Below are 21368 nucleotides of genomic sequence, written 5' to 3'. Positions count from 1 at the left end.
GAAGGGACTATTTAGACTCTTCGTTTTTTACTTATTCATAATAAGATCCCGCGAGTAATATCGTCGCTATGAAATTTTATGATATATTTTTAGGCATCTCTTCACCTTTATTTTGAAAAGCATCCATTAAAATATCAATGCTTTCATCACTTATAATCAATTTATCCCCTTTTATTTCCTCTTTATAAAAAGACATATTTTCTCTCCTTTACTCTCTTATACATATCCCTTGAAGACTCTCTTTTTCTTTCTATCACACTAAACCACGCACCACTTCTTCTAATAATAAATTCAACCATTCATCCAATTTGTTTCAAAACACTCTAATACATTCAGCCTTCTTTCCATAGTACTATCTCGACATTATACTCATTCTTTAGAAAAGAAAAAGCACTTCTCATTGCTTCATCTACTACAATAAGGCTAGAATAAATTAATCCTCTTTGAGCATCGTCATATCCAATGAAATGTAATACTTCTTTTGTATATAACATGAAATCTTCTAATTCTAATTGCACACCAAAGTCCCAATTTTCATGTGCATACCATACAATAATCTTCTTAGACAATAAACTAGTTAATTCACGTTCAAATTCTTTTATTTCATTGATAACTTGTTCAGCATTTAATTCACTCATAACTTTGATAGGATTCGGTGTTTCATCAATTAAAAAGTTTACTAATGAAGCAATTTTCTTCCCGCTAATAATCTCAAATTCTTTTATAGACGGACATAACATTAAAAACTTTTCTCTAGTAGCCTTTTCCTCTACCTTTTCTCTTAACATTGCAATTTTCTTTAGACGTTCATTCACATTTATCACCTCATACATTCAGTAAATTAACATAATAAAGCGTATCATCCGTTTGAAAATACATAACCGATCCGCGGCTATAATAATTAACAAATTGAATCGGCTCTCCAAAATGTTCATAGTATTTTTTCTGAATGTCACTTAATTTATTTTTTCGAAAAAAATTCATTTATGCTCTACAACCCTCCTTCTACTATACAACCTTGTTATTAAAGATAGATTTCTTCTTTCCAACTACTGGATTTAGATTGAACTACTATTAGATTTTCACTTTCCCATTTTAATGTACCCAAAAATCTTGCATACACCATTTCATTCCCTACCTCTTCCACCAATAGTTGATCTCGAATCTTTAATCCCTTTTCATCATACACTTCACATCGTAGCTGGAAACCTTTAACACGATGAATCCCTTTTAATATCGCTATCTTCTTACGGCTTGGGCTTTTCTTAGGTGTCTTCCCAACTAAAAATATTCCTTCATAGTTTTGCTTCACAATTTCATCTAAAGATTCCTCTATATACCCTTTAACAATAGATGATGAAAGAGTAGAGTTTTCTTCAAGTCCAGGGACAACATATTGGCGTACTAATTTGCAAAACTCTTTGTATTTCTCTTCAACTGAATTTAATGCTAAAAAGTCCATAAAATCATATGGAACATATATACGAATTTCACCCAAAGCTCTATTCACTTCATATGAAATATCAGTGTTTTCATTAGCTAAACAAAAGACAGTTACTTTTTCAATCTCTCTTAATCCCATCTCAAACTCGCTAACTTTCTTTGAGAAAATTAGCTCAAAAATTCTAATTTCATGTACAAACAAATAATGTTTTTTAGGACGTTTTTTTCCAATCGTAAAACTTTACTTCAAGCAATATAATCCCCCTTACATTTATCACCATGGTATTCGGTCACTATAATACCTTTTATTAATTTATTAAACTGTACTCCTTTTTCATTCTACCTTATCTATATTTTTAATATGCTTACTCACAACGCACGCGGTGACATAACAGCCATAAATACATCACTTCTCTCACCTGGTGCCATATACATTCCTTCTGCATCTAAATATTCAATGGAAAAGGCTGCTAGCTCATACGCCATTTCTTGATCGCATTCAAAAAGTGGATTTATAAAAACCTCACTTCCTGTAATCTTTTGTAAATCTTTCAAACAGTTAGACTTACTTCTTGTATAATCAGCCACATTCTCATTAGCCCAAGACCACATCCAACTGTTACTCTTTCCAGACCAGGACCCTATAAAAACAACACTAAATTCAAGTAACACTTGACCATTTTTTTTAAACTGTAATATACATTGATCTTGATCATACCAATACTCATCAAAGTTATAGATATTATAATCCGAAATGAATTTTTGCTGTTTACTTTCTAATTTGTCATAACACATAACAAGATAATTCTCGAATTGTTCATCCGTCATTGCCAATTATCACACGCTTCCTTCCTTCAAGATCCTCGCTACAAACAATATATCTTACTCTCTCAAAACCTATATAAAGTGAAACTTTAATCAGCCCTTACCAATTGGGATTTTACAGGCAGCCCGCCCCCCACATATCATATACGTTTCTACCACTAAGCTATCTTAATATATACAAAGAAACAAGAGCTTATATAAGCTCTTGTTTCCATAAATAGTTTCTTTACTCAGTCCAATTTATTTTATCACGATAAATAAATTCAATATTACACAAATGCACCCCAACCATCTGTATATCCCCCAAACTCTTCACCCAGTTTATTCAATTCCTTTTGCATCTCTACGATATCCTCATAAATTAAGAACATTTCTTTAGAACAAGTACATGTCCAATCTTCAAATTCTTCATTATGTACAATAAACTGATTAATCCTCTCTTGAACAAGTAAACTTAAATTATCAACATTACGATTATAATCATCAAATAAATCTGTTTCATAAATATCAGTTACATTACTAACACGATATATATTTGCATCTTCAATACGTTGAACCTTTTCGAATGTAAACTCCATAATACACCTTCTTTTCTCTCAAAGTTATATTTATTCCCATCCTATTCTCATTTAATAATATTAAGTTTATTATTCCTAATTGTTTTTATAAATCAATAATAATCTAATTCTCCTCATAGAGAATCCGCTTTTCACCTTATAATACGCTACTTGTAGAGTACGCATACCGTTCCCTTTTTCATATCTGTTTCGTATAACGGATTAATGTTGTCTCCATTAAAATCAAAATTCCGAATTATAGGCATTTAAATCCCTAGCTTCTTTAAAGTAATTTCTAAATTTATCATCAATATTTATATCGTTACTTAATAACAACATCAAACTGGAATCCCAACAAACAATTTCAAGTTTTGCTTGAGGGTGCTGGATATTTGGACTTGGTACCCAGAGTCCTTCGTTTCCATTTGCATAGGGCTCTACAAGCAAATTATTAATATCAATGTTTATAGATTTATCAAACGCAGATAGTACGCCCCAAATAAATTGAGGATTATATTTATTTACGATATTTGAAAGATCTTCACCTGCTATCCAAACTATTGGATGCGACATTTTAGGATAATCTCGGATAAGTTTCTCTTCCTGATGTGCGACAATCTCCATGTCTGTTATAAGCCAATTAAACTCTTTTTCCCTACCTTGAAATGAGTCAAAAACGGAAGCTAAAACTGTATGTTTAGATCCATATAAAATGAAGTTCATCCAATCCCTCCAATTAGTAACAATCGATAAATTAGCCTTCTTGAACTTATTATGTGTAGATGATTAAACAAATACCAATGAATACTGTTACCATACACAATATAATAGTTGTTGCAGTATCTAGCAAAATGCTTACGGCTAGGAAAATTATTGATTTAAGAGCAAAAGAAGGTCCTTTTTCTTTCCATTGCCGATAGATTTGTATCATTGCATAAATTAATGGAATCATACCACCTATAATCAGAATAATCCCTATTATTTTCCCCATGTTTCCCCTCCTTTTAAAGATTCGAATCAATAAATATACTATATAATCATACGCCCTCAGAATATATCCTTATATTTTTGGAGTTATTCTACACATGCAAAACTCTCTAATCATAGCTACACTCGTATTAAGCGCATTGTTAAAAGTTATATAATCTTTCATTCTGTAATTAACGTAACTTTCCATCTGCTAAAAACTTTGCAATACAGCTTAACATTTTCTAGGGTATTAAATTTCCTAAGATATCAATTAGCTCTTCTAATGCTCTTCCCAAATCGTTTATATTGTCTCGTTCATCAAAACCTTTTTCCATTAATTCATCTACTATAATATCTCTCAATTTATTTTTTCAGTTTCTATCATACTTAAGTCTTCATAAACATTTAACCATAGTAAATGTTTATTTTGTGATTCTAATGTCTGTTTCAATAAAATCTGCATCTCTTTATTTAATTTAAACAACCTTATCTTCTCCTTTCCCAGTTTATTTTGAACCCTTAGCAAAAGTTGTAATTACTTTACCTTTTTTATTTAAAACTACTACAGCCTGTTTACTAGTAGATTTAGTTCTACCACCACTTTGTATAACTTTTTCGCCAGTTTTAACGGCATTTAAAATGGCCTTAGATGATACTCCTATACCATTACGACCAATTGATTAATTTATAGCATATTTAAGTATATTCAGTGATTTGACCTGCTACTGTTTTCTTATATTTGTACTTTAATGGCTGCTTTACAGCAAGCTTAGCTACTGGAACAAACCACGCTAAATGACCATCTGGATCTACTCTGCATACGTATATCCATTTTGCGTCACTGGATCAGGATTCACCGATAAGGACACACCATGGTCTGGATTGTAATAACGTGCAATCAGATAATACATGCCAATTTCTTTATCATACATGTATCCCGCATATCCAAATTTAAATAAAAGAAAGAGTAAAGTAAATATAATTTTAAAATTCAGAATATTTCGTGTACAAAATCCGACAATTTAACAACATTTTCCTAAACATAATCACAGAATACTTTTTTTATTATATAATTGAAGTTTAAAGATAAATAAATCTATCATAAAAAAGAAAAGACGATTTCTTATCTCATTAATGCTTGTAGTATCCCCACCCCATTTAACGATTGATAAAATAAGACAAGGGCCTTTTGGAATCATCGGTTAAACTTGCAATTTAGTTGAAGAAGGAACGTAACTGATGATGCGGAAAAACGTAGTATATAGAAGACTATGTAAGGAGTTTGTCATATGATTGATAACAGAATTTCGAAAGATTATGATCATGAAATAGATGATTCTTTAAAAGAAATTACAGATACAACCATCTTACTTAATTTTCAAAAAGCGATTGTAAGTTTATATCCTCATCTAATACCAATTCATGCTTTTGCCTATGACGCATGGGATGATATTGTAATGCCATTGTTTTATGAGATGGTATATAAAACTTTTGCTTTTAAATACGGGATAGATATTAACTTTAAAGAAACTCATACCTATATGTTTTCGCTTAATAGTTATAAAGGGATACATCACATCGAGTGTGTTCCAAAGTGCACGACATTTAAGATTTATATTAACGAAGAATGGATTGAAATGGATAATAAAAGTTTGAAAGAAAATGTATTTGTATTTAAGTCATTTGGGGATGGATTGCATTTTCTAACTGGTGGAATTGAAATTGAAGATGCTTATCGTGTAGGATTTGACCTTGTTGAGGTTGATATTGTTTCTACCATAACAGGTCTTCCATCTAAAACAAGTATTTTTATTGATAAAGAGCATGTAGACTTTGTGTTTGTCGCAGAAACATATGATACAAATATACAAAATTAAAAATTTTATGTAAGAACGTAGGAAGAATATCTTCATTACTACTCGTATCAAATAGTTGTTTGAACACGCTCCGCTATTATATATACAAACTTCCGACTACATTTCATATGAGAAAAAGTTATTACGATAAACAAAGAAAAGGTCTCCTAAAATATCTTTTAGGAGACCTTTTCTTATTAATAGATTTTGTAATTTAAGAGTGAACACTCTTAAATCACAAAATCCTCCGGAATAAACACCTTCACTTCTTTCGGCTGTACGTATACAACATCACCAGCTTGAATGCTGAGATGCTTGAACTGTTCTTTACTTATTTCTGCTTCTAAGTACTCATCTGTTCCATCTCGTTTTAATTCTACATATACGACAGGTCCAACTGCGTGAGAGTATGATACTTTGGCCGGGATTGCATCTACGCTTTGTTTCGTACGAGAGATTGATAAGTCATGCGGCCTTACGTAGGCTATTCCATCTACGTTGGAAACGTGCTTATGCTCTGGTGCTTCTAGTTCGATTGATCCTACATTTAGCTTTCCTTTATGAACGCGGCCGTGAAATAAATTTACATTTCCTAAAAAGTCATATACAAACGGACTTGCTGGGTTTTCATATACTTCTTCCGGTGTTCCCATTTGTTCAATGCAGCCTTCATTCATTACAACGATGCGGTCTGCAACGTCTAACGCTTCTTCTTGATCATGTGTTACGAATACGCTCGTAATTTGAAATTCGTCATGTAATTTCCGGAGCCATCTTCGTAATTCTTTTCTCACTTTTGCATCAAGTGCACCGAACGGTTCATCAAGTAATAAAATTTTCGGTTCGACTGCAAGTGCCCGGGCTAGTGCAATACGTTGACGTTGTCCACCAGATAATTGCGCTGGATAACGTTTAGCAAAGCCATCCATTTTTACGAGCTTTAATAATTCTGTGACCTTTTCTTCTATCGCTTCTGCTGACGGTCTTAAGCTTTTCTTTCTTACTTTTAAACCGAAAGCGACATTCTCAAATACATTCATATGCTTAAAGAGCGCATAGTGCTGAAAGACGAAACCGACTTGCCTGTTTTTCACATGAATGTCTGTTAAATCTTCTCCATCAAATGAAATAGAGCCTCCATCCGCTTCTTCTAATCCTGCAATAATGCGTAATAACGTCGTTTTCCCAGAACCTGACGGGCCTAATAAGGCAACAAGTTCGCCTTTTGGAATATCCAAATGAATGTCTGTTAGTGCTTGAAATGTACCATATTGCTTTGATACACCTTGAATTTGAATACTCACCGTAATCCCCCTCTTATTGTCGTTTTTCCATTCGCCATTCAATCCAGTTTTTTATAACGAGTGTAAACACTGCAATTAATGACATTAACGTCGCTACTGCAAATGCTGCTGAAAATTGATATTCATTGTACAAAATTTCAATATGGAGCGGCATCGTGTTCGTAATACCGCGCACGTGACCTGATACGACAGAAACGGCTCCAAACTCACCGATAGCACGGGCATTACATAGAATCATGCCGTACAAAAGACCCCATTTTATATTTGGAAGCGTAACGCGCCAAAACATTTTCCAGCCATTTGCGCCAAGTGATAAAGCTGCTTCTTCTTCACTTTTCCCGTGTGCCTGCATAATCGGAATTAGTTCACGTGCAACGAACGGGAAGGTTACAAAGATTGTTGCGATAATAATGCCTGGTACAGAGAAAATGAGTTTCACTCCATGTTCAAGTAACCATTCGCCAAGAGCACCCCTCGGTGTGAAAAGTAAAACGAATACTAATCCTGCGATAACTGGTGACACAGCAAACGGCAGTTCAATAAGAGAGAGTAATACTTGTTTTCCTTTAAACTGAAACTTTGTAATAAGCCATGCGGCCGCTACCCCAAATATCGTATTAAGCGGCAAAACGATTAACGCAACGAGAAGCGTTAATCTAATTGCTGAAAATGCTTCTTGATCTGTAATAGCGGCAATGTATACATCCATCCCTCTTTCAAAGGCTTTTAGAAAAATAGTTATGAGTGGCAGTAATAGAAAGAGAGATAAAAATAAAACTGTAATCGTAATTAATATGCCTGGTACAAGCTTAGATTCTTTTTTAGCTGATACGCTTTTTACTATTTTCTTTTCTAATAATGTTGGTTCCATTTTCTCTCCTCCTATTCACTTTTTAGTTCATGCCTTCTACTCCAGCTTTGAATCATATTAATAAGAAGAAGGAAAAGGAGAGAAATAATAAGCATCACGGTCGCTACAGCTGTTGCCCCCGCATAATCATATTGTTCTAGTTTCGTCATAATCATCAGTGGCGCAATTTCTGTTTTCATCGGCATATTACCTGCGATGAAAACGACAGATCCGTATTCTCCTAATGCTCTTGCAAATGCGAGTGAAAAACCTGCAAGAAGAGCGGGAAAGATCTCTGGTAAAATGATTTTCACAAATATTTGCAAGCGGGATGCACCTAAACTCGAAGCTGCCTCTTCTACTTCTTTATCAATATTTTGCAGCACTGGTTGCACCATTCGAACGACAAATGGTAAACCGATAAAAGTAAGCGCAACGATAATTCCGAGTGGTGTAAAAGCTACTTTTATGTGAAACAGACTAAATATTTTCCCAATCCATCCATTTTCCGCATAAAGCGTTGTAAGTGTAATACCAGCTACAGCTGTCGGAAGTGCAAACGGTAAATCAATGAGTCCGTCTAATAGTCGTTTCCCTGGAAATTTGTAGCGTACGAGCACCCAAGCTATTAATAAACCGAAAATGGCATTTACAATAGCAGCTGCAAATGAAGTTGTAAAACTAACTTGATAGGAATGCAACACACGCTCGTTCGTTATAACCCCAGCGAACTTCTTCCAACCTAACTGTGAAGTTTGAATAAATACGATAGAAAGTGGTATAAGTACGAATAAACTCATGTACAACATTGTAAATCCAAGCGATAATCCAAACCCTGGTAAAACACGCTTCTTCCTCATCCTCTTTCACCTCATCCCCCTTTAGCAGTGCATTATTTTTGATAAATTTTATCGAATACGCCGCCGTCATTAAAGTGTTTTTCCTGTGCTTTTTTCCAGCCACCAAATAGTTCATCCACTGTAAATAATTGAACTTTCGGAAATTGGGATGCATATTTTTCTGCTACTTTTTCATTACGCGGACGATAAAAGTTTTTCGCCGCAATTTCCTGTCCTTTTTCTGAGTACAAATATTCAAGATACCCTTCTGCTACTTTTTTCGTTCCTTTTTTATCAACGACTTTATCTACAACCGCTACTGGTGGTTCTGCAAGTACACTAATAGAAGGGGTTACAATTTCAAATTTATCTTTTCCAAGCTCTTTTTGAGATAATAACGCTTCATTTTCCCATGCGATTAATACGTCACCAATTCCTTTTTCAACAAATGTTGTCGTTGCTCCGCGCGCTCCTGAATCTAATACTTCTACGTTTTTATAAATTTGGCTAACAAACTCTTTCGCCTTATCTTCACTATTATTATATTTTTTCAATGCGTATCCCCACGCCGCTAAATAGTTCCAACGTGCTCCGCCTGATGTTTTTGGGTTTGGTGTAATGACAGACACACCTTTTTTCGTTAAGTCATCCCAGTCTTTAATGCCTTTCGGGTTTCCTTTTCGAACAAGAAATACAATTGTTGACGTGTATGGAGTGGAATTATTCGCAAGTCGCTTCTGCCAATCTTCTGCTAATTGTTTTTTCTTACTAATCGCATCAATATCATAAGCAAGTGCTAGTGTAACAACGTCTGCTTCTAAGCCATCAATAACAGAGCGCGCTTGACTTCCAGATCCCCCGTGTGATTGTTTTACATTTACTGTTTGCCCATGCTTCTCTTTCCAATACTTCGCAAAATCTTTATTGAAATCTTGATATAACTCCCTCGTTGGATCATACGAAACATTTAAAAGCTCAACTGTTTGTTTATCTCCACTTCCTTCAGAATTACTAGTGGATGTTGCCGAACCACACCCTGATAAAAGTACAACTGCTGATAATAAAACACCTGTACTTTTCATAAACGCTGTCTTACCCCACTTTTTCATCGTTAAGCCCCCTTAGTTTATACAATTGAAAAAGGCACACAATATATTCACAAACGTGAACATTGTGCGCCTTCAGTTTATCTGATTAGCTTCTAATGTATTGTATTCGATTTCTTTTCATTTTAATTCTGTAATTCATATGTGTCAACTTGGAATTTGGATTTTCTTACTAAACTAAAATATTGGCATACTTCGAGCCCAATGATTTTTCAAATCAGCAAATTCTTTTGGTAACTTACTATTTCCATTCCATTCTAATTTATATGCATTTACTAACACCGTAGCCATTGATTCACGGTTCATTACTCCATTTTGATTAAAATTACCGTTCTTATCATTTTCAGAGTTCATCCATAATTTCACAAATAAGATATTGCACTCGCCGTAAGCGTTAATCCCTTCTGTTCTATGTATATCTCCTCCTTGTTGGTCATATGAAGCTTTAAATATATGGCACCACAGCTTAATCAATGCACAAAAAAATGAGGCAACCACCTTCAAAGATGGTTGCCTCATTTTTACACTTGCATCGCTTTCTCTCTCAATGCTCTTCTTAACAACTTACCAGTCGTATTCTTCGGTAATTCTATTAAAAACTCAATGCTTTTCGGCACTTTATATTTCGCTAAATGTAACGTACAGTAATGCATTAGTTCTTCTTCTGTTACGTTCGTTTGTTTCAGAACGACGTAAGCTCGCACTGCTTCTCCTAAGTTTTCATCAGGAACACCGATTACAACAACTTCCGCTACTGATTCGTGCGTATATAATACTTCTTCTACTTCACGAGGGTATACGTTATAACCGCCAACTAAGACGATATCTTTTTTACGATCAACGATATAGAAGTAACCTTCTTCATCCATTTTCGCTAAGTCACCTGTATATAGCCAGCCGTCTTTCAATGTCGCAGCTGTATCTTCTGGTGCATTATAGTATCCTTTCATAACGTTAGGTCCGCGAACGATTAATTCGCCGACTGCGCCGACAGGTACTTCTTCCCCAAGTTCATTTACAATTTTATTTTCTACATGCCAAATATTTGTGCCAATTGATCCTGGTTTACGAGGACGATCTAGCGGGTTGAAACAAGTAACTGGTGATGCCTCTGATAAACCGTATCCTTCTGAAACAATAACGTTAAAACGTTTTTCAAAGTTTTGCAGAAGAGCAACAGGCATCGATGCGCCACCGGAAATACAAAGGCGAAGCGTCTTCACATCTTCTGCGCTTGCTTCTTCAAATAAATATAAATAATTGTACATCGTCGGTACGCCAGCAAAAATCGTTGGTTCGTACGTGCGACAAATACGGAATACTTCTTTCGGACTAAATTTCGGTAACATTAAAATTGTTGCCCCGTTCACAATCGGTGCATTTACCGCAACTGTTAAACAGAACACATGGAACATTGGCAGTGCCGCAACGACGCGATCGTCAGCAGTAAATTGTAAATAAGACGCAACATCGTTCGCATTACTATATAAATTTTTATGTGTTAACATAGCGCCTTTCGGTTTTCCAGTTGTACCTGAAGTGTATAGGATAACCGCTACATCTTCTTCATCTAGTTCAGGGCCTTCGTATTGTAAGTCTCCAGCCCCCACAAAACTAGTAAACGTTTTCATTTTTTCGGTTTCTGTATGGTTAAAATCTGATGAGGTTTCGCATATGATGATGTTTTCTAATGAAGGAAGTCTTGTTGTAAGAGATTGTATAACAGGTAGAAGGACGTCGAGTACGATGATTGTTTTTACATCTCCATTTTGTAAAATGTAATGCATTTCGTCTGCTGTATAAATTGGATTAACTGGAATAACAGTTGCTCCAGCTTTCATTGTTCCGTATAAACCGACCAAAAAATGTGGTGAGTTCCCAACAACTAATGCGACATTGTCCCCTTTTCCAATGCCCATTTCTGCTAAATTGCTAGAAAACCTTGTGACCATTTTGTTTAATTGGTCATATGAGACCGACTGATCCATAAATATATAAGCCGGTTTATCCCCCTTCTTTTTTGCCGTTTCAGCCAAAGATTGAACGAGATTCACAAAAACCCCACCTTTATAAAATTTAGAATATTTAAAAATTCTAAATTAATTATATTAAAAGAAAATTAAAGTAGCAAGTGATATTCTATTAACTGCATATAGACAGATCACCTTCTCTTAGTTTACTTTGGAAAAATAAGGGGATTTTATTTACAAGTAATTTATGAAACTAGACCAGAAATCATTTTAGGATAATATGCATTCATCTTTTCTCTAAGTTTATTAAGTTCCTCTTTATTTAACGTCGTATGCTCGCCGTGCAAGTTAAGAGCGTCCGCTCCATCTTCATGAAAATACACCGTAACATATAACGTCGGTAACCCTTTGTTGTTTTCATCTATTGATAAGACGACATCTGGCTTTTTATTAACAGTGCTGAATGTTTCATTTCTTTTCCACTTCTTATTTTGAAACATGTCTTGTATATCATGTATCTTTCGTTTGTTATCTGTATGCGTAAAATATATAACATTATCCTCAGCCGGTTTTCCGATAGACAAAATTGTACGACTTGAGGGCAATCCACTGTTACACGCTGTCATTCCGATGACGAAGCTGAGTAATAATACAACGTACATCACCCTTTTCATATCAATCCGCCTCCTTTTGAATATATATATTCCTTTATAAGAGGCAGATGTCCTGTGATTTTATGTTTTGTGGTAAATGAAATTATATGAGCGATTTTTCAGTTATATCAGCGCAACTCGGTTTATATCGGCGATTCTCCAAATATATCAGCGCAACTCAATTTATATCGGCGATTTTTCAGTTATATCGACTTACCGACAAAACCTGACAATCTACGCGAAAAGAAAGAGGCTGCCCGTTATGGAAGCCTCCCTCATTTTTAGAAGAATAAATGTAAGAAATCTTCTGTTGTAATGTTACCGAAGTAGCGTGCGATATCTACGCCTTCTAAAGCTGCAGTGAATGCATCTTTATCGAACTGAACACCTGTTAGACGCTCTTCGATATCATGAACATCTAGTGAACCGAAGAAGTCGCCGTAAATTTTACATTCTGTTACTGTTCCTTTTTTCACTTCAAGACGAACATCAACTTGTCCAACTGGGAAGCGGTGTGAATGTTGTAAGTTGAACTTCGGTGATTTTCCGTAGTTCCAATCCCAATTTTGGTAACGTTCTTCAGAAAGTTTGTGGATCTCTTTCCAATCATTTTCTGTTAATTCATACGTTGGGATTTCTGTTTCTCCTTCGAAAATTGTTTCTAGAAGAAGTTGTCTAAACTCCTCTGTCGTCATTTCTTCGTTTAGAAACTCTGTAATGTTCGCAACACGGCTACGGATTGATTTAATTCCTTTTGATTGAATCTTATCCATTTTTACTTTTAGCGCTGATACGACGTGATCGATTTCAGAGTCAAATAGTAACGTACCGTGACTGAACATACGACCTTTCGTTGAGAACTGCGCGTTACCTGAAATTTTTCTACCTTCAGCTAAAATGTCGTTACGACCACTTAGTTCTGCATTTACGCCTAATTTACCAAGCGCTTTCGTTACAGGCTCAGTAAATTTTTTGAAGTTACTGAAACTATCTCCATCATCTTTCGTAATAAAGCTGAAGTTTAAGTTTCCTAAATCATGATATACTGCGCCTCCGCCTGATAGACGACGAACGACATGAATACCTTTTTCTTTTACGTAATCTGCATTAATTTCTTCTACTGTGTTTTGGTTTTTACCAATGATAATCGAAGGCTCATTAATGTAAAACAGTAAATATGTTTCGTTAATATCTAAATTCTTCACACAATATTCTTCAATCGCTAAGTTTATTCTAGGATCTGTAATTCCTTTATTATCAATAAATAACATCGTATCACCTCATGAGTTCCATACGTAGCCACTATGCGCTAGCGTAATATGGCCACTGAAAATTTGTTTTGCTTCTGTTACTAAATCAGATGGGTTGCCTGTATGCGGTAAGTGCGTTAATAAAAGTTCTTTTACATTCGCATCTTTTGCAATACTTGCTACTTCTGTACTATTCATATGCCCTGCTTTTGCAGCCTCTTGATGTGCATACATATTACACTCACAAATGAAAAGATTAGCATCTTTCGTGAATGGAATGAATTCAGGAATATAACTTGAATCAGCGCTGTATACTACAGCATCATCTCCAGCTGTAATACGCATCGCAAAGCATGTAACAGGATGAACAGTTTTTAAGAACGAAATCGAGAACGGTCCAACTTGAAGTGTTTCTTCTGGATTGTACGCGATTCCTTTCGTATGTGGTTCATGTGTTAAAGAATGGAATCCATTCTCGTCAAACGTATGACCGTATATTGGTAATTCCGGTAGTTGCCTTGTTGTCGCACTCGTAATTAATCTCGCATATTGCAATACCCCAATGTCCGCAACATGATCGTGATGATAGTGTGACAGTACAACTGCATCTATATGAGATGGTGTTATATATTTTTGAAGCTGTGCTAGTACACCACTACCACAGTCTACAAGTAAACGAAAACCATCGTGTTCAAACAAATACCCCGACGTTGCTTCTCCCGCTTCTGGAAAGCCGCCCCAAAAGCCGACAACAGTCATTTTCATATGTATCCATCCTTTCTAAAACCGAGTAGGAATGCAGTTTTTCTCCGTACTTGAGAAAGTTTTTTACTTACATCCTACATTGTTAACTATAATCCATTTCCTAAACTTTTTCATTAATTTTCAATTTTGTTATAAAACAGTTGTTGACTTTTATTTTTTGTACTAATACAATGATAGTAAGAAATGGAAATGGAGGGATTGACATGATTGATCAACCAATGGAGTTTTTCAGAAATTTACCGACGAAAACTTGTGCGCACTGTGGGAAAGAAATTGATGAGCAACACGAAGCATACCATAACAAATGTGACGATTGCGTTCACGAAGAATAGTAGTTTGTGAACATAAAAAAACCTAGCAGACATAGTCTACTAGGCTAATAACATCTTATCCTTCATCGTTGAACCTTTCACCAAGAGCTCCAGTTCAAACTCATACAATTCTTTTTTTCGATAATTTTTCGTATGGATTTTATCCATCATTAGGTCGACAACTTTTCGGGCCATTTCATCAATTGGCTGTTCAATTGTCGTAATACCTGGTTCTGTAATCTGCGATAATATTTGATTATCAAAACCGATAACAGCGAGATCATCTGGAATGCTCCAGTTATGGCGTTTCGCCTCTGAGATAATTCCAGCTGCTACCTCATCGCCTCCTGCCAAAATCGCGGTAGGATTTTTTTTGTCCTTTAACACTTCATGGAATATTCGTTTTCCATCTTCCCAAGAGAAAGCGTTTTCAAGAAAGTCAATCGCTTCTACTTGGCGGCTCTTCTCAGTTATTGCACGTAAAAAGCCCATTTTTCGCTGCTGGCTAACGACTTTGGTTTCGTTACCACGGCAAAAAATAAGATTACGATATCCTTGATCTAACACATGCTTCGCAGCTATGTATGCTCCTTGCGCATGATCAAACTTCACTGTTGGAATATTTGCTTCCTCAATATATTCATTACACAACACGATTGGACCGTGCTGTAAGTATGGCTCTACATCTTCCCACGGATTTTCTAGTGAACATAGAATAATCCCATCTACTTGCTTCGTAGATAATAATTGTAAATACTCCATCTCTTTTTCCGGTAAATATCTTGTTTGACAAATAATCAGTTTATATTTATGTTCAGAAGCAGCAATCTCGATTGCTTCGATAAATCTACTGAAGAAAGGATTTGTAATCCTTGGAACTAGCACCGCAATTGTTTCCGTTTTTTGTTTACGAAGCCTTCTCGCCGCAGAATTAGGAACGAAGCCTAAATGCTTCATTGCTAATTGAACCCTTTTTTTCTTCTCATCTGAAACATATGGATGATTATTAATCACCCTAGAAACCGTTGTCCTTGATAACCCCGCTAATTTCGCCACGTCCTCTATAGTCGACACGAAATTCTCCCCCTTTTCATGAAAACGTTTTCTTAAATTGATTATATAGTATATTATTGGAAACTGCAATATCGGTTGTTATGATTTTACTATATTAATATTATACATAGGTAAAAGTCTGTTAATGCAGGGGCAATATACTGCTTTTAGAAATTTACGTTATGTACATTCCTTTTCTTAATACCATATATCCTTTATTCAATATAAAACCCCATCAATACGTCATCTCCATATGATCCATCCTCATATTTAATTTGCTTTCGTTGTCTGCCTTCTTCTACAAAGCCCATACGTTTGTACACTTTAATTGCCCGATCATTAACAGAAACTACACCTAAACAAATTTTTTCTAAACCTTTCTGCCCTTTCGCCCAACTAATAAGAAATTCAATTAATTTCGTGCCTATGCCTTGATTACAATACGCCTCTTTAATCCCCATTCCCATTGTGCCTGCGTGTTGTAACCGTTCTAGTTCATATCGGTTGAAAATTAAAAATCCAACTACCTTCCCATCTACTTCATACACGATATAAAGATTACCTTTCTCATTACTTTTCCGTATCTTTTCTCTTTCTGCATTCATATCATTCGGTAACTTCTTTGGGGATACTATGAAAAATTTTGTAGTAGTTTCCGATAATATAATTTCTTTTCTAATATTCATAATTGCTTCTGCATCACTCTCTTTTACTAACCGTATCATTGAATCACCTCGTACTTTTTCTTTTGAAAAATAATATTACAACTATAAAACGCCCAATATGCAATATTACATATTGAGAATCTTTTTACTCTTGATACAATATTCATACATCAAAATAAAAGGAATGTATGCAATGAATCCAATCTTAACAGCTGCAAAACAACTATTACATAAAGAAGAAAAGGTTTTATCTACTTTAAAATGTTCACTTACTGGCTATATGATTACGCATAAAGTCCCGTATCCTGGCATGTTACTTGCTACTAATCAAAGACTTCTCTTTTTTAGCCAATATAAAAACACATTCATTGCCGAATTTGATTATGAAAAAATTCTATCCATAGAAACGAAGAGAAGAATCTTTGACAAAAAAATAATATTTTACTATGAAGATGAATATATAACGCTTGGATACATTACAAGTTCGAATGTTGAAGCGTTCATAGACTTACTACAAAGAAACAGCAAGACTAGCACAGGCTTATAATCAGCGGGGATCCCCTCGCTGATTCATTATTTTAACTCCTCCCACTTCGTCCAAACTTCTCTCCCGTTTATACGGTACATATTATCCTCTCTATCCATAAACCTATGTACAATAAATTCACGTCTAATTGTACAAAAATCATCATGATATTGTTTTATAAATGTATTAATTTCTTTTTCTGTATATTGATTTTCAGCATTTAACTTGCTAATTAAATGCTCTAACAATACTAGTTTTTTCTTCTTTTGACCTGGAATCGATTTTAAACGATCCTCTTTATCGAAAAAGTTACGAATGGTCGTATCCCGGAATTTCATTTCACTTTCAGTCATTTTGTTATCCTCCATCACTTTTTTTCTTTATCTTTTCACTTAAAATATCAATAAAGTAATATCCACCCATTAACACATAATAGAACGTAAGTATTCCAAATGCATCTTTCATACTTGTATATACTTCTTTATCAAACAATATAGGTGAAAGGGCATAAACAAGAAAGATTATTAGCGGATTTACGATAAAATAATAAGTAAGATTGCCTTTCATCATATCAACTCCTCTACCCTATGTTTCTCTGTAAATTGTTGTAATTCCTTTTCTTTCGTTTCTATAGCTTTTAGAAAGATTTATAGATGAACTAAGGAAAAGATGTGCCCTCTATTAAAATAAAAAAAGCACCAAAAAGGTGCTTTTATCTACGCTTCAACCGATTGATTTTCCGAAACATTTTTAAATTGTCGTTTGTGCATCAAAGTTAAGGAAGCGATCGTTCCAAGTGATAATACAACGATAAAGATCATGAGCATTCCTATGTTTTGCCACATGAAGTCAAAGTCTCCACTCGATACGACTGCTTTCAATCCTGATACAGAGTATGTCATCGGTAACCAAGCATTGAATGGTTGTAAAAACTTCGGAATCAATTCTAGCGGGAATGTTCCGGCACTCGTTGTAAGCTGCATAATTAATGTGATAATGGCAATAAAACGGCCTGCATCACCGAATGCTGTTACTAAACATTGAATTAATACGATAAATGCTAAACTTGTAATGATACTAAAAAGTATGAAGTATGGAATGCTTTGTACTTCTACACCCAATCCGAACAGTAATATAACATCTGCTACTATCGCTTGAATAATACCAACTGATAGTAAAACACCGAACTTACTAATAAACCAACTAAATCCTGATTTTGGAACGCCTACTGTATCACGTAATGGGTATACGATTGATAATAGTAGAGCCCCAACGAATAAACCGAGTGATAAGAAATACGGCGTAAATCCAGTTCCGTAGTTAGGAACTTCCGCCATTTTCTCTGTCTTCACTTTTACAGGACTTGCAAACATATCATACGTTTTATCTGTCCCTTTTACTTCCCCAGTTTTCTCTGCCCCTTCCCCAAGTTTCTCAGCAAGTTCACCTGAACCATCGTTTACTTTCACTAGTCCATCAGTTACTTTTCCTGAGCCGTCTGCTAGTTTATTTACGCCGTCGATTAGCTGGGTTGAGCCATTTGATAATGTACCTAAGCCTGTTGTTACTTGACCGGATCCATCTGCTAATTGATTTACTCCACCTGCCATTTGATTTGCTCCTACAGATAATGTACCTAAACCGCCTGTTACTTGGTTTGATCCATCTGCTAATTGATTTACTCCACCTGCCATTTTGTTTGCTCCTGCAGATAATTGACCTAGGCCGCCTGTTACTTGGCTTGATCCATCTGCTAATTGATTTACACCACCTGCCATTTGATTTGCTCCTGCAGATAATGTGTCTAAGCCTGTTGTTACTTGACCAGAGCCATCTGCTAATTGATTTATCGCATCTATTAATTGACCAGACTCGTTTTTAAATTTATTTGCGCCTTCTTTAGCAGTATTTAACTTCGCACCAAACCCTTGGAATTTTTCAACAAATCCTTTTTGTGCACTGGATAATTGCTCAATACCAGCAGTTAAGGATTGTAATTCCGCTGCATTCGGCAGTTTGCTTTGTCCATCACCTGTTTTTTGATTTATTTCGCTTTTTAATTGTTTTACTGCTTCATTTAATTTATTTGTTCCACCTGCTACTCCGGCAGCTTTTTGCTGAACTGTCGCTGTACTTTTTACAGCACTTGTTATGAATGGTTGTAACTGCTCTTGATATTCTTTCGGTAAACTTTCAATTTGCTTTTGTAAATTCGCTACCTCTTGTGCTGCATTTTTGGCATCTCCTGCTGTTGATTGTGTAAGTTCATTTAACTGATTTACATTCGCCCCAGCTCCATCTATTTTCTCATTTACTGTACTCAATATAGAAGGAACTTTCGACTGCATTTCCTCTAAGCCTGCAGCAGACTTTTGTACGTTACTATTTAAATCTTGCAATCCCTTTTGAATTTCTCGAGACCCTTTTTCTAATTGACTTTGCCCTTCAACAAGTTTTCCCATACCATTTGATAGATCAGTTGTTCCTGTTTTTAATTCACCGGATTTACTTACTAATTTGTTCAAACCACCGGTCACTTTCTCAGATCCATCATGCAATTCACCAATTCCTTTTTGCATTTCACCCGTTTTGCTATTTAACGTATTTAAACCGTCTGTTACTTTTCCTGATCCATCTACTAATTTTCCGATACCTGCTTGCATCTCACTTGTTTTACTATTTAACGTATTTAAACCGTTCGTTACTTTTCCTGACCCATCTACTAATTTCCCAATACCTATTTGCATTTCACCTGTTTTGCTATTTAACGTATTTAAACCTGCTGTTACTTTCCCAGATCCATCAAATAGTTTCCCTACACCTGTCTGTATCTCCCCAGATTTCCCTTGAAGTGTATGAAGGCCATCCGTCACTTTACTTGAACCATCATGTAATTCACTTGATCCGTCATGTAGTTTATTTGCCCCTTCCGCTCCATCTGCTAATCCTTTTGAGACGTCTTTAATAGAATCGAACATTTTCTCTGCATATGTTTTCGTTAACGTGCTTGATACTTCAGTTTTAATCTTTTCAATGGCTGTTCCTCCAATTTGTGAAGATAAGAAGTTTAAACTTTCGTTTGGAATGTACTCTAAGTTTAATGGCTTTGGATTGTCTTTTAGTAACGTTGTAGCGTTACTTGAGAAGTCATCTGGAATGCGCACTAACATGTAATACTTTCTACCTTCCATTCCTTTCCTTGCTTCTTTTTCACTTACGAACTCCCATTTAAAACTTTTATTATCTTTTAAATTATCAACGAGCCCTTTTCCGACCTCAATTGGTTTCCCATCAAATACTGCGCCTTTATCTAAATTGACTACTGCAACTGGTAAGTCATCTAACTGTTTATACGGATCCCAAAAGGCCCACAAAAACATCCCTGCATATAAAATCGGTACGAATAAGACCGCAATAATTGGAATTAATATTTTTTTACTTTTTATAATTTCCGTGAACTCTTTCCGAAGTAACTGATTCCCTTTCATAATTTCTCCCCCTTTTATAAAATGACCAAAATGTTCATATAGTCATTTTTACCCAAACAAAAAGGCTATACTTGTTCATACATATGCCTTATCCCCGAATTTATTACTATGCAACTTTTTCTCATTATGATTATAATTTTTCTATATCCCCCCCCCTTAACTTAAATATATGACCACATTGTTCATTTGGTCATTTTTTATAAAATTAAAAGGATTATCTTAGTTTGACAATCCTTTTAGTAAATAAAGTTCAAATAACTCTGCAATTTTTTCTTTTTCTAGCGGTTCATGATTTTTTTCCCAATCAAAAATAAGCGATACATATAGACGAAGCATAATAAATGCTGTAATTTCTGGATCACATTTGCTAATTTCACCTTTTTCAATCGCAATCTTTAAATACGATTGAATAACAGAAACGATTTCCACATCAACTTGTTGCATAACTTCTTGTACTTCTTTCGTTCCCATATCGCGCTCTTCTTGAATTAATTTAATCATAAGCTGATGTTCTTTTCTAAATTCCAAGATGCTATATAATGCTCTATGTACATTTTCAAAAAATGAAACATCTGAACGAATTGCACTTTCTGCAACTTGCTTCATTTCTGTAATTAAATTAGAAATAATTTCACCAAATAGCTCTTCTTTATTTTTGAAAAAAGTATAAATCGTTCCTTTTCCTACATTCGCTAACTTCGCTACTTGATCCATCGTTGTTGCTTTATAACCGAACGCTGAAAAAGACTTTGTTGCAGCTTCAATAATAGAACGTTTTCGATCTATCGCCACATTGTCACCTCCAAAAATGACCAATTGGATAATATAGTCAATCAGTACATCTTTGATATTACCACACGCTTACATTCTATACAAGTTCTCTTTTTATTATTTCCAGTATAAAAAAATTCCAGTCAGTGTATATCATACTGTCCATA

Annotated in this window: 25 protein-coding genes and 1 pseudogene; 3 read left to right on the top strand and 23 right to left on the bottom strand. The window is 35.0% G+C overall.

Annotation, left to right across the window (positions count from 1 at the left end):
- Positions 1-332 precede the first annotated feature (332 nt).
- The 8 genes and pseudogenes from ACUXVC_RS05575 to ACUXVC_RS05540 form a co-directional block, all read right to left on the bottom strand.
- Positions 333-815 (bottom strand): hypothetical protein, encoded by a 483-nt coding sequence (locus ACUXVC_RS05575; protein ID WP_001005735.1) that lies wholly within the window; start codon positions 813-815, stop codon positions 333-335.
- Between the two features lie 10 nt (positions 816-825).
- The gene (locus tag ACUXVC_RS05570) at positions 826-984 is read right to left on the bottom strand and encodes a hypothetical protein (protein WP_162871155.1); all 159 of its coding nucleotides are present in this window, start codon (positions 982-984) and stop codon (positions 826-828) included.
- 40 nt (positions 985-1024) lie between these two features.
- Positions 1025-1582: a hypothetical protein gene (locus ACUXVC_RS05565; RefSeq protein ID WP_094194604.1), complete on the bottom strand. Its 558-nt coding sequence runs from the start codon at positions 1580-1582 to the stop codon at positions 1025-1027.
- 230 nt (positions 1583-1812) lie between these two features.
- On the bottom strand, positions 1813-2277 hold the full coding sequence (locus tag ACUXVC_RS05560; RefSeq protein ID WP_144465808.1) for a DUF6882 domain-containing protein: 465 nt from the start codon (positions 2275-2277) through the stop codon (positions 1813-1815).
- Between the two features lie 260 nt (positions 2278-2537).
- A complete protein-coding gene (locus tag ACUXVC_RS05555) occupies positions 2538-2846 on the bottom strand; it encodes a ribonuclease E inhibitor RraB (protein ID WP_050842816.1) in 309 nt (102 codons plus the stop codon).
- Between the two features lie 222 nt (positions 2847-3068).
- Positions 3069-3548, bottom strand: coding sequence for a hypothetical protein (locus ACUXVC_RS05550; protein WP_016082555.1), 480 nt, complete (start codon positions 3546-3548; stop codon positions 3069-3071).
- Between the two features lie 49 nt (positions 3549-3597).
- A complete protein-coding gene (locus ACUXVC_RS05545; protein WP_043936595.1) occupies positions 3598-3816 on the bottom strand; it encodes a hypothetical protein in 219 nt (72 codons plus the stop codon).
- 484 nt (positions 3817-4300) lie between these two features.
- Positions 4301-4744, bottom strand: a pseudogene (locus ACUXVC_RS05540) (RHS repeat-associated core domain-containing protein); the annotation flags it as partial.
- A gap of 339 nt (positions 4745-5083) precedes the next feature.
- Here ACUXVC_RS05540 and ACUXVC_RS05535 point away from each other — a divergent pair.
- Positions 5084-5671: a hypothetical protein gene (locus tag ACUXVC_RS05535; protein ID WP_000566764.1), complete on the top strand. Its 588-nt coding sequence runs from the start codon at positions 5084-5086 to the stop codon at positions 5669-5671.
- 209 nt (positions 5672-5880) lie between these two features.
- On the opposite strand, the gene ACUXVC_RS05530 is transcribed toward ACUXVC_RS05535, so the two are convergent.
- From ACUXVC_RS05530 to ACUXVC_RS05490, 9 genes are all read right to left on the bottom strand, one after another.
- Positions 5881-6954 (bottom strand): sulfate/molybdate ABC transporter ATP-binding protein, encoded by a 1074-nt coding sequence (locus ACUXVC_RS05530; RefSeq protein ID WP_095691260.1) that lies wholly within the window; start codon positions 6952-6954, stop codon positions 5881-5883.
- Positions 6955-6967: 13 nt separating this feature from the next.
- Entirely contained in the window at positions 6968-7825 is an 858-nt protein-coding gene (gene cysW, locus ACUXVC_RS05525; protein WP_144465809.1) for a sulfate ABC transporter permease subunit CysW, read from the bottom strand.
- Positions 7826-7836: 11 nt separating this feature from the next.
- Positions 7837-8664: a sulfate ABC transporter permease subunit CysT gene (cysT, locus tag ACUXVC_RS05520; RefSeq protein WP_001227879.1), complete on the bottom strand. Its 828-nt coding sequence runs from the start codon at positions 8662-8664 to the stop codon at positions 7837-7839.
- Positions 8665-8696: 32 nt separating this feature from the next.
- On the bottom strand, positions 8697-9752 hold the full coding sequence (locus ACUXVC_RS05515) for a sulfate ABC transporter substrate-binding protein (RefSeq protein ID WP_029442088.1): 1056 nt from the start codon (positions 9750-9752) through the stop codon (positions 8697-8699).
- 174 nt (positions 9753-9926) lie between these two features.
- Complete coding sequence (locus ACUXVC_RS05510; RefSeq protein ID WP_002195255.1) at positions 9927-10103, bottom strand: hypothetical protein; 177 nt, start codon at positions 10101-10103, stop codon at positions 9927-9929.
- Positions 10104-10270: 167 nt separating this feature from the next.
- Complete coding sequence (locus tag ACUXVC_RS05505) at positions 10271-11803, bottom strand: fatty acid--CoA ligase family protein (RefSeq protein WP_053565058.1); 1533 nt, start codon at positions 11801-11803, stop codon at positions 10271-10273.
- Positions 11804-11964: 161 nt separating this feature from the next.
- Positions 11965-12393: a hypothetical protein gene (locus ACUXVC_RS05500; RefSeq protein WP_029442086.1), complete on the bottom strand. Its 429-nt coding sequence runs from the start codon at positions 12391-12393 to the stop codon at positions 11965-11967.
- Between the two features lie 260 nt (positions 12394-12653).
- Entirely contained in the window at positions 12654-13643 is a 990-nt protein-coding gene (locus tag ACUXVC_RS05495; RefSeq protein ID WP_059304035.1) for a lipoate--protein ligase, read from the bottom strand.
- Positions 13644-13652: 9 nt separating this feature from the next.
- A complete protein-coding gene (locus tag ACUXVC_RS05490) occupies positions 13653-14387 on the bottom strand; it encodes an MBL fold metallo-hydrolase (RefSeq protein WP_095691263.1) in 735 nt (244 codons plus the stop codon).
- A 203-nt stretch (positions 14388-14590) separates the two neighbouring features.
- On the opposite strand from ACUXVC_RS05490, the gene yhfH reads away from it, so the two are divergent.
- Positions 14591-14719, top strand: coding sequence for a protein YhfH (gene yhfH / locus ACUXVC_RS05485; protein ID WP_000567010.1), 129 nt, complete (start codon positions 14591-14593; stop codon positions 14717-14719).
- 39 nt (positions 14720-14758) lie between these two features.
- On the opposite strand, the gene ACUXVC_RS05480 is transcribed toward yhfH, so the two are convergent.
- Both ACUXVC_RS05480 and ACUXVC_RS05475 read right to left on the bottom strand, forming a co-directional pair.
- Complete coding sequence (locus ACUXVC_RS05480; RefSeq protein WP_000103715.1) at positions 14759-15772, bottom strand: LacI family DNA-binding transcriptional regulator; 1014 nt, start codon at positions 15770-15772, stop codon at positions 14759-14761.
- A gap of 194 nt (positions 15773-15966) precedes the next feature.
- A complete protein-coding gene (locus ACUXVC_RS05475) occupies positions 15967-16476 on the bottom strand; it encodes a GNAT family N-acetyltransferase (RefSeq protein ID WP_089170570.1) in 510 nt (169 codons plus the stop codon).
- A gap of 133 nt (positions 16477-16609) precedes the next feature.
- Here ACUXVC_RS05475 and ACUXVC_RS05470 point away from each other — a divergent pair, with 133 nt between their 5' ends.
- Positions 16610-16963 (top strand): PH domain-containing protein, encoded by a 354-nt coding sequence (locus ACUXVC_RS05470; RefSeq protein WP_001068226.1) that lies wholly within the window; start codon positions 16610-16612, stop codon positions 16961-16963.
- 26 nt (positions 16964-16989) lie between these two features.
- Here ACUXVC_RS05470 and ACUXVC_RS05465 read toward each other — a convergent pair whose 3' ends face one another.
- The 4 genes from ACUXVC_RS05465 to ACUXVC_RS05450 all read right to left on the bottom strand — a co-directional run bounded on the left by ACUXVC_RS05465 (position 16990) and on the right by ACUXVC_RS05450 (position 21222).
- Positions 16990-17295, bottom strand: a complete 306-nt coding sequence (locus tag ACUXVC_RS05465) for a DUF2087 domain-containing protein (RefSeq protein WP_141241106.1) — start codon at positions 17293-17295, stop codon at positions 16990-16992.
- A 4-nt stretch (positions 17296-17299) separates the two neighbouring features.
- Positions 17300-17512 carry a hypothetical protein gene (locus ACUXVC_RS05460; RefSeq protein WP_001986098.1) on the bottom strand — a complete coding sequence of 71 codons (213 nt, stop codon included), beginning with the start codon at positions 17510-17512 and terminating at the stop codon, positions 17300-17302.
- A gap of 146 nt (positions 17513-17658) precedes the next feature.
- Positions 17659-20430, bottom strand: coding sequence for a YhgE/Pip domain-containing protein (locus tag ACUXVC_RS05455; protein ID WP_144465810.1), 2772 nt, complete (start codon positions 20428-20430; stop codon positions 17659-17661).
- Positions 20431-20649: 219 nt separating this feature from the next.
- Positions 20650-21222 carry a TetR/AcrR family transcriptional regulator gene (locus ACUXVC_RS05450; protein ID WP_000963381.1) on the bottom strand — a complete coding sequence of 191 codons (573 nt, stop codon included), beginning with the start codon at positions 21220-21222 and terminating at the stop codon, positions 20650-20652.
- Positions 21223-21368: the final 146 nt, after the last annotated feature.

The organism is Bacillus sp. N6, from assembly GCF_052805735.1.
The sequence above is the reverse complement of the archived record's forward strand: the minus strand, read 5'-3'. Positions and strand labels throughout refer to the sequence as shown.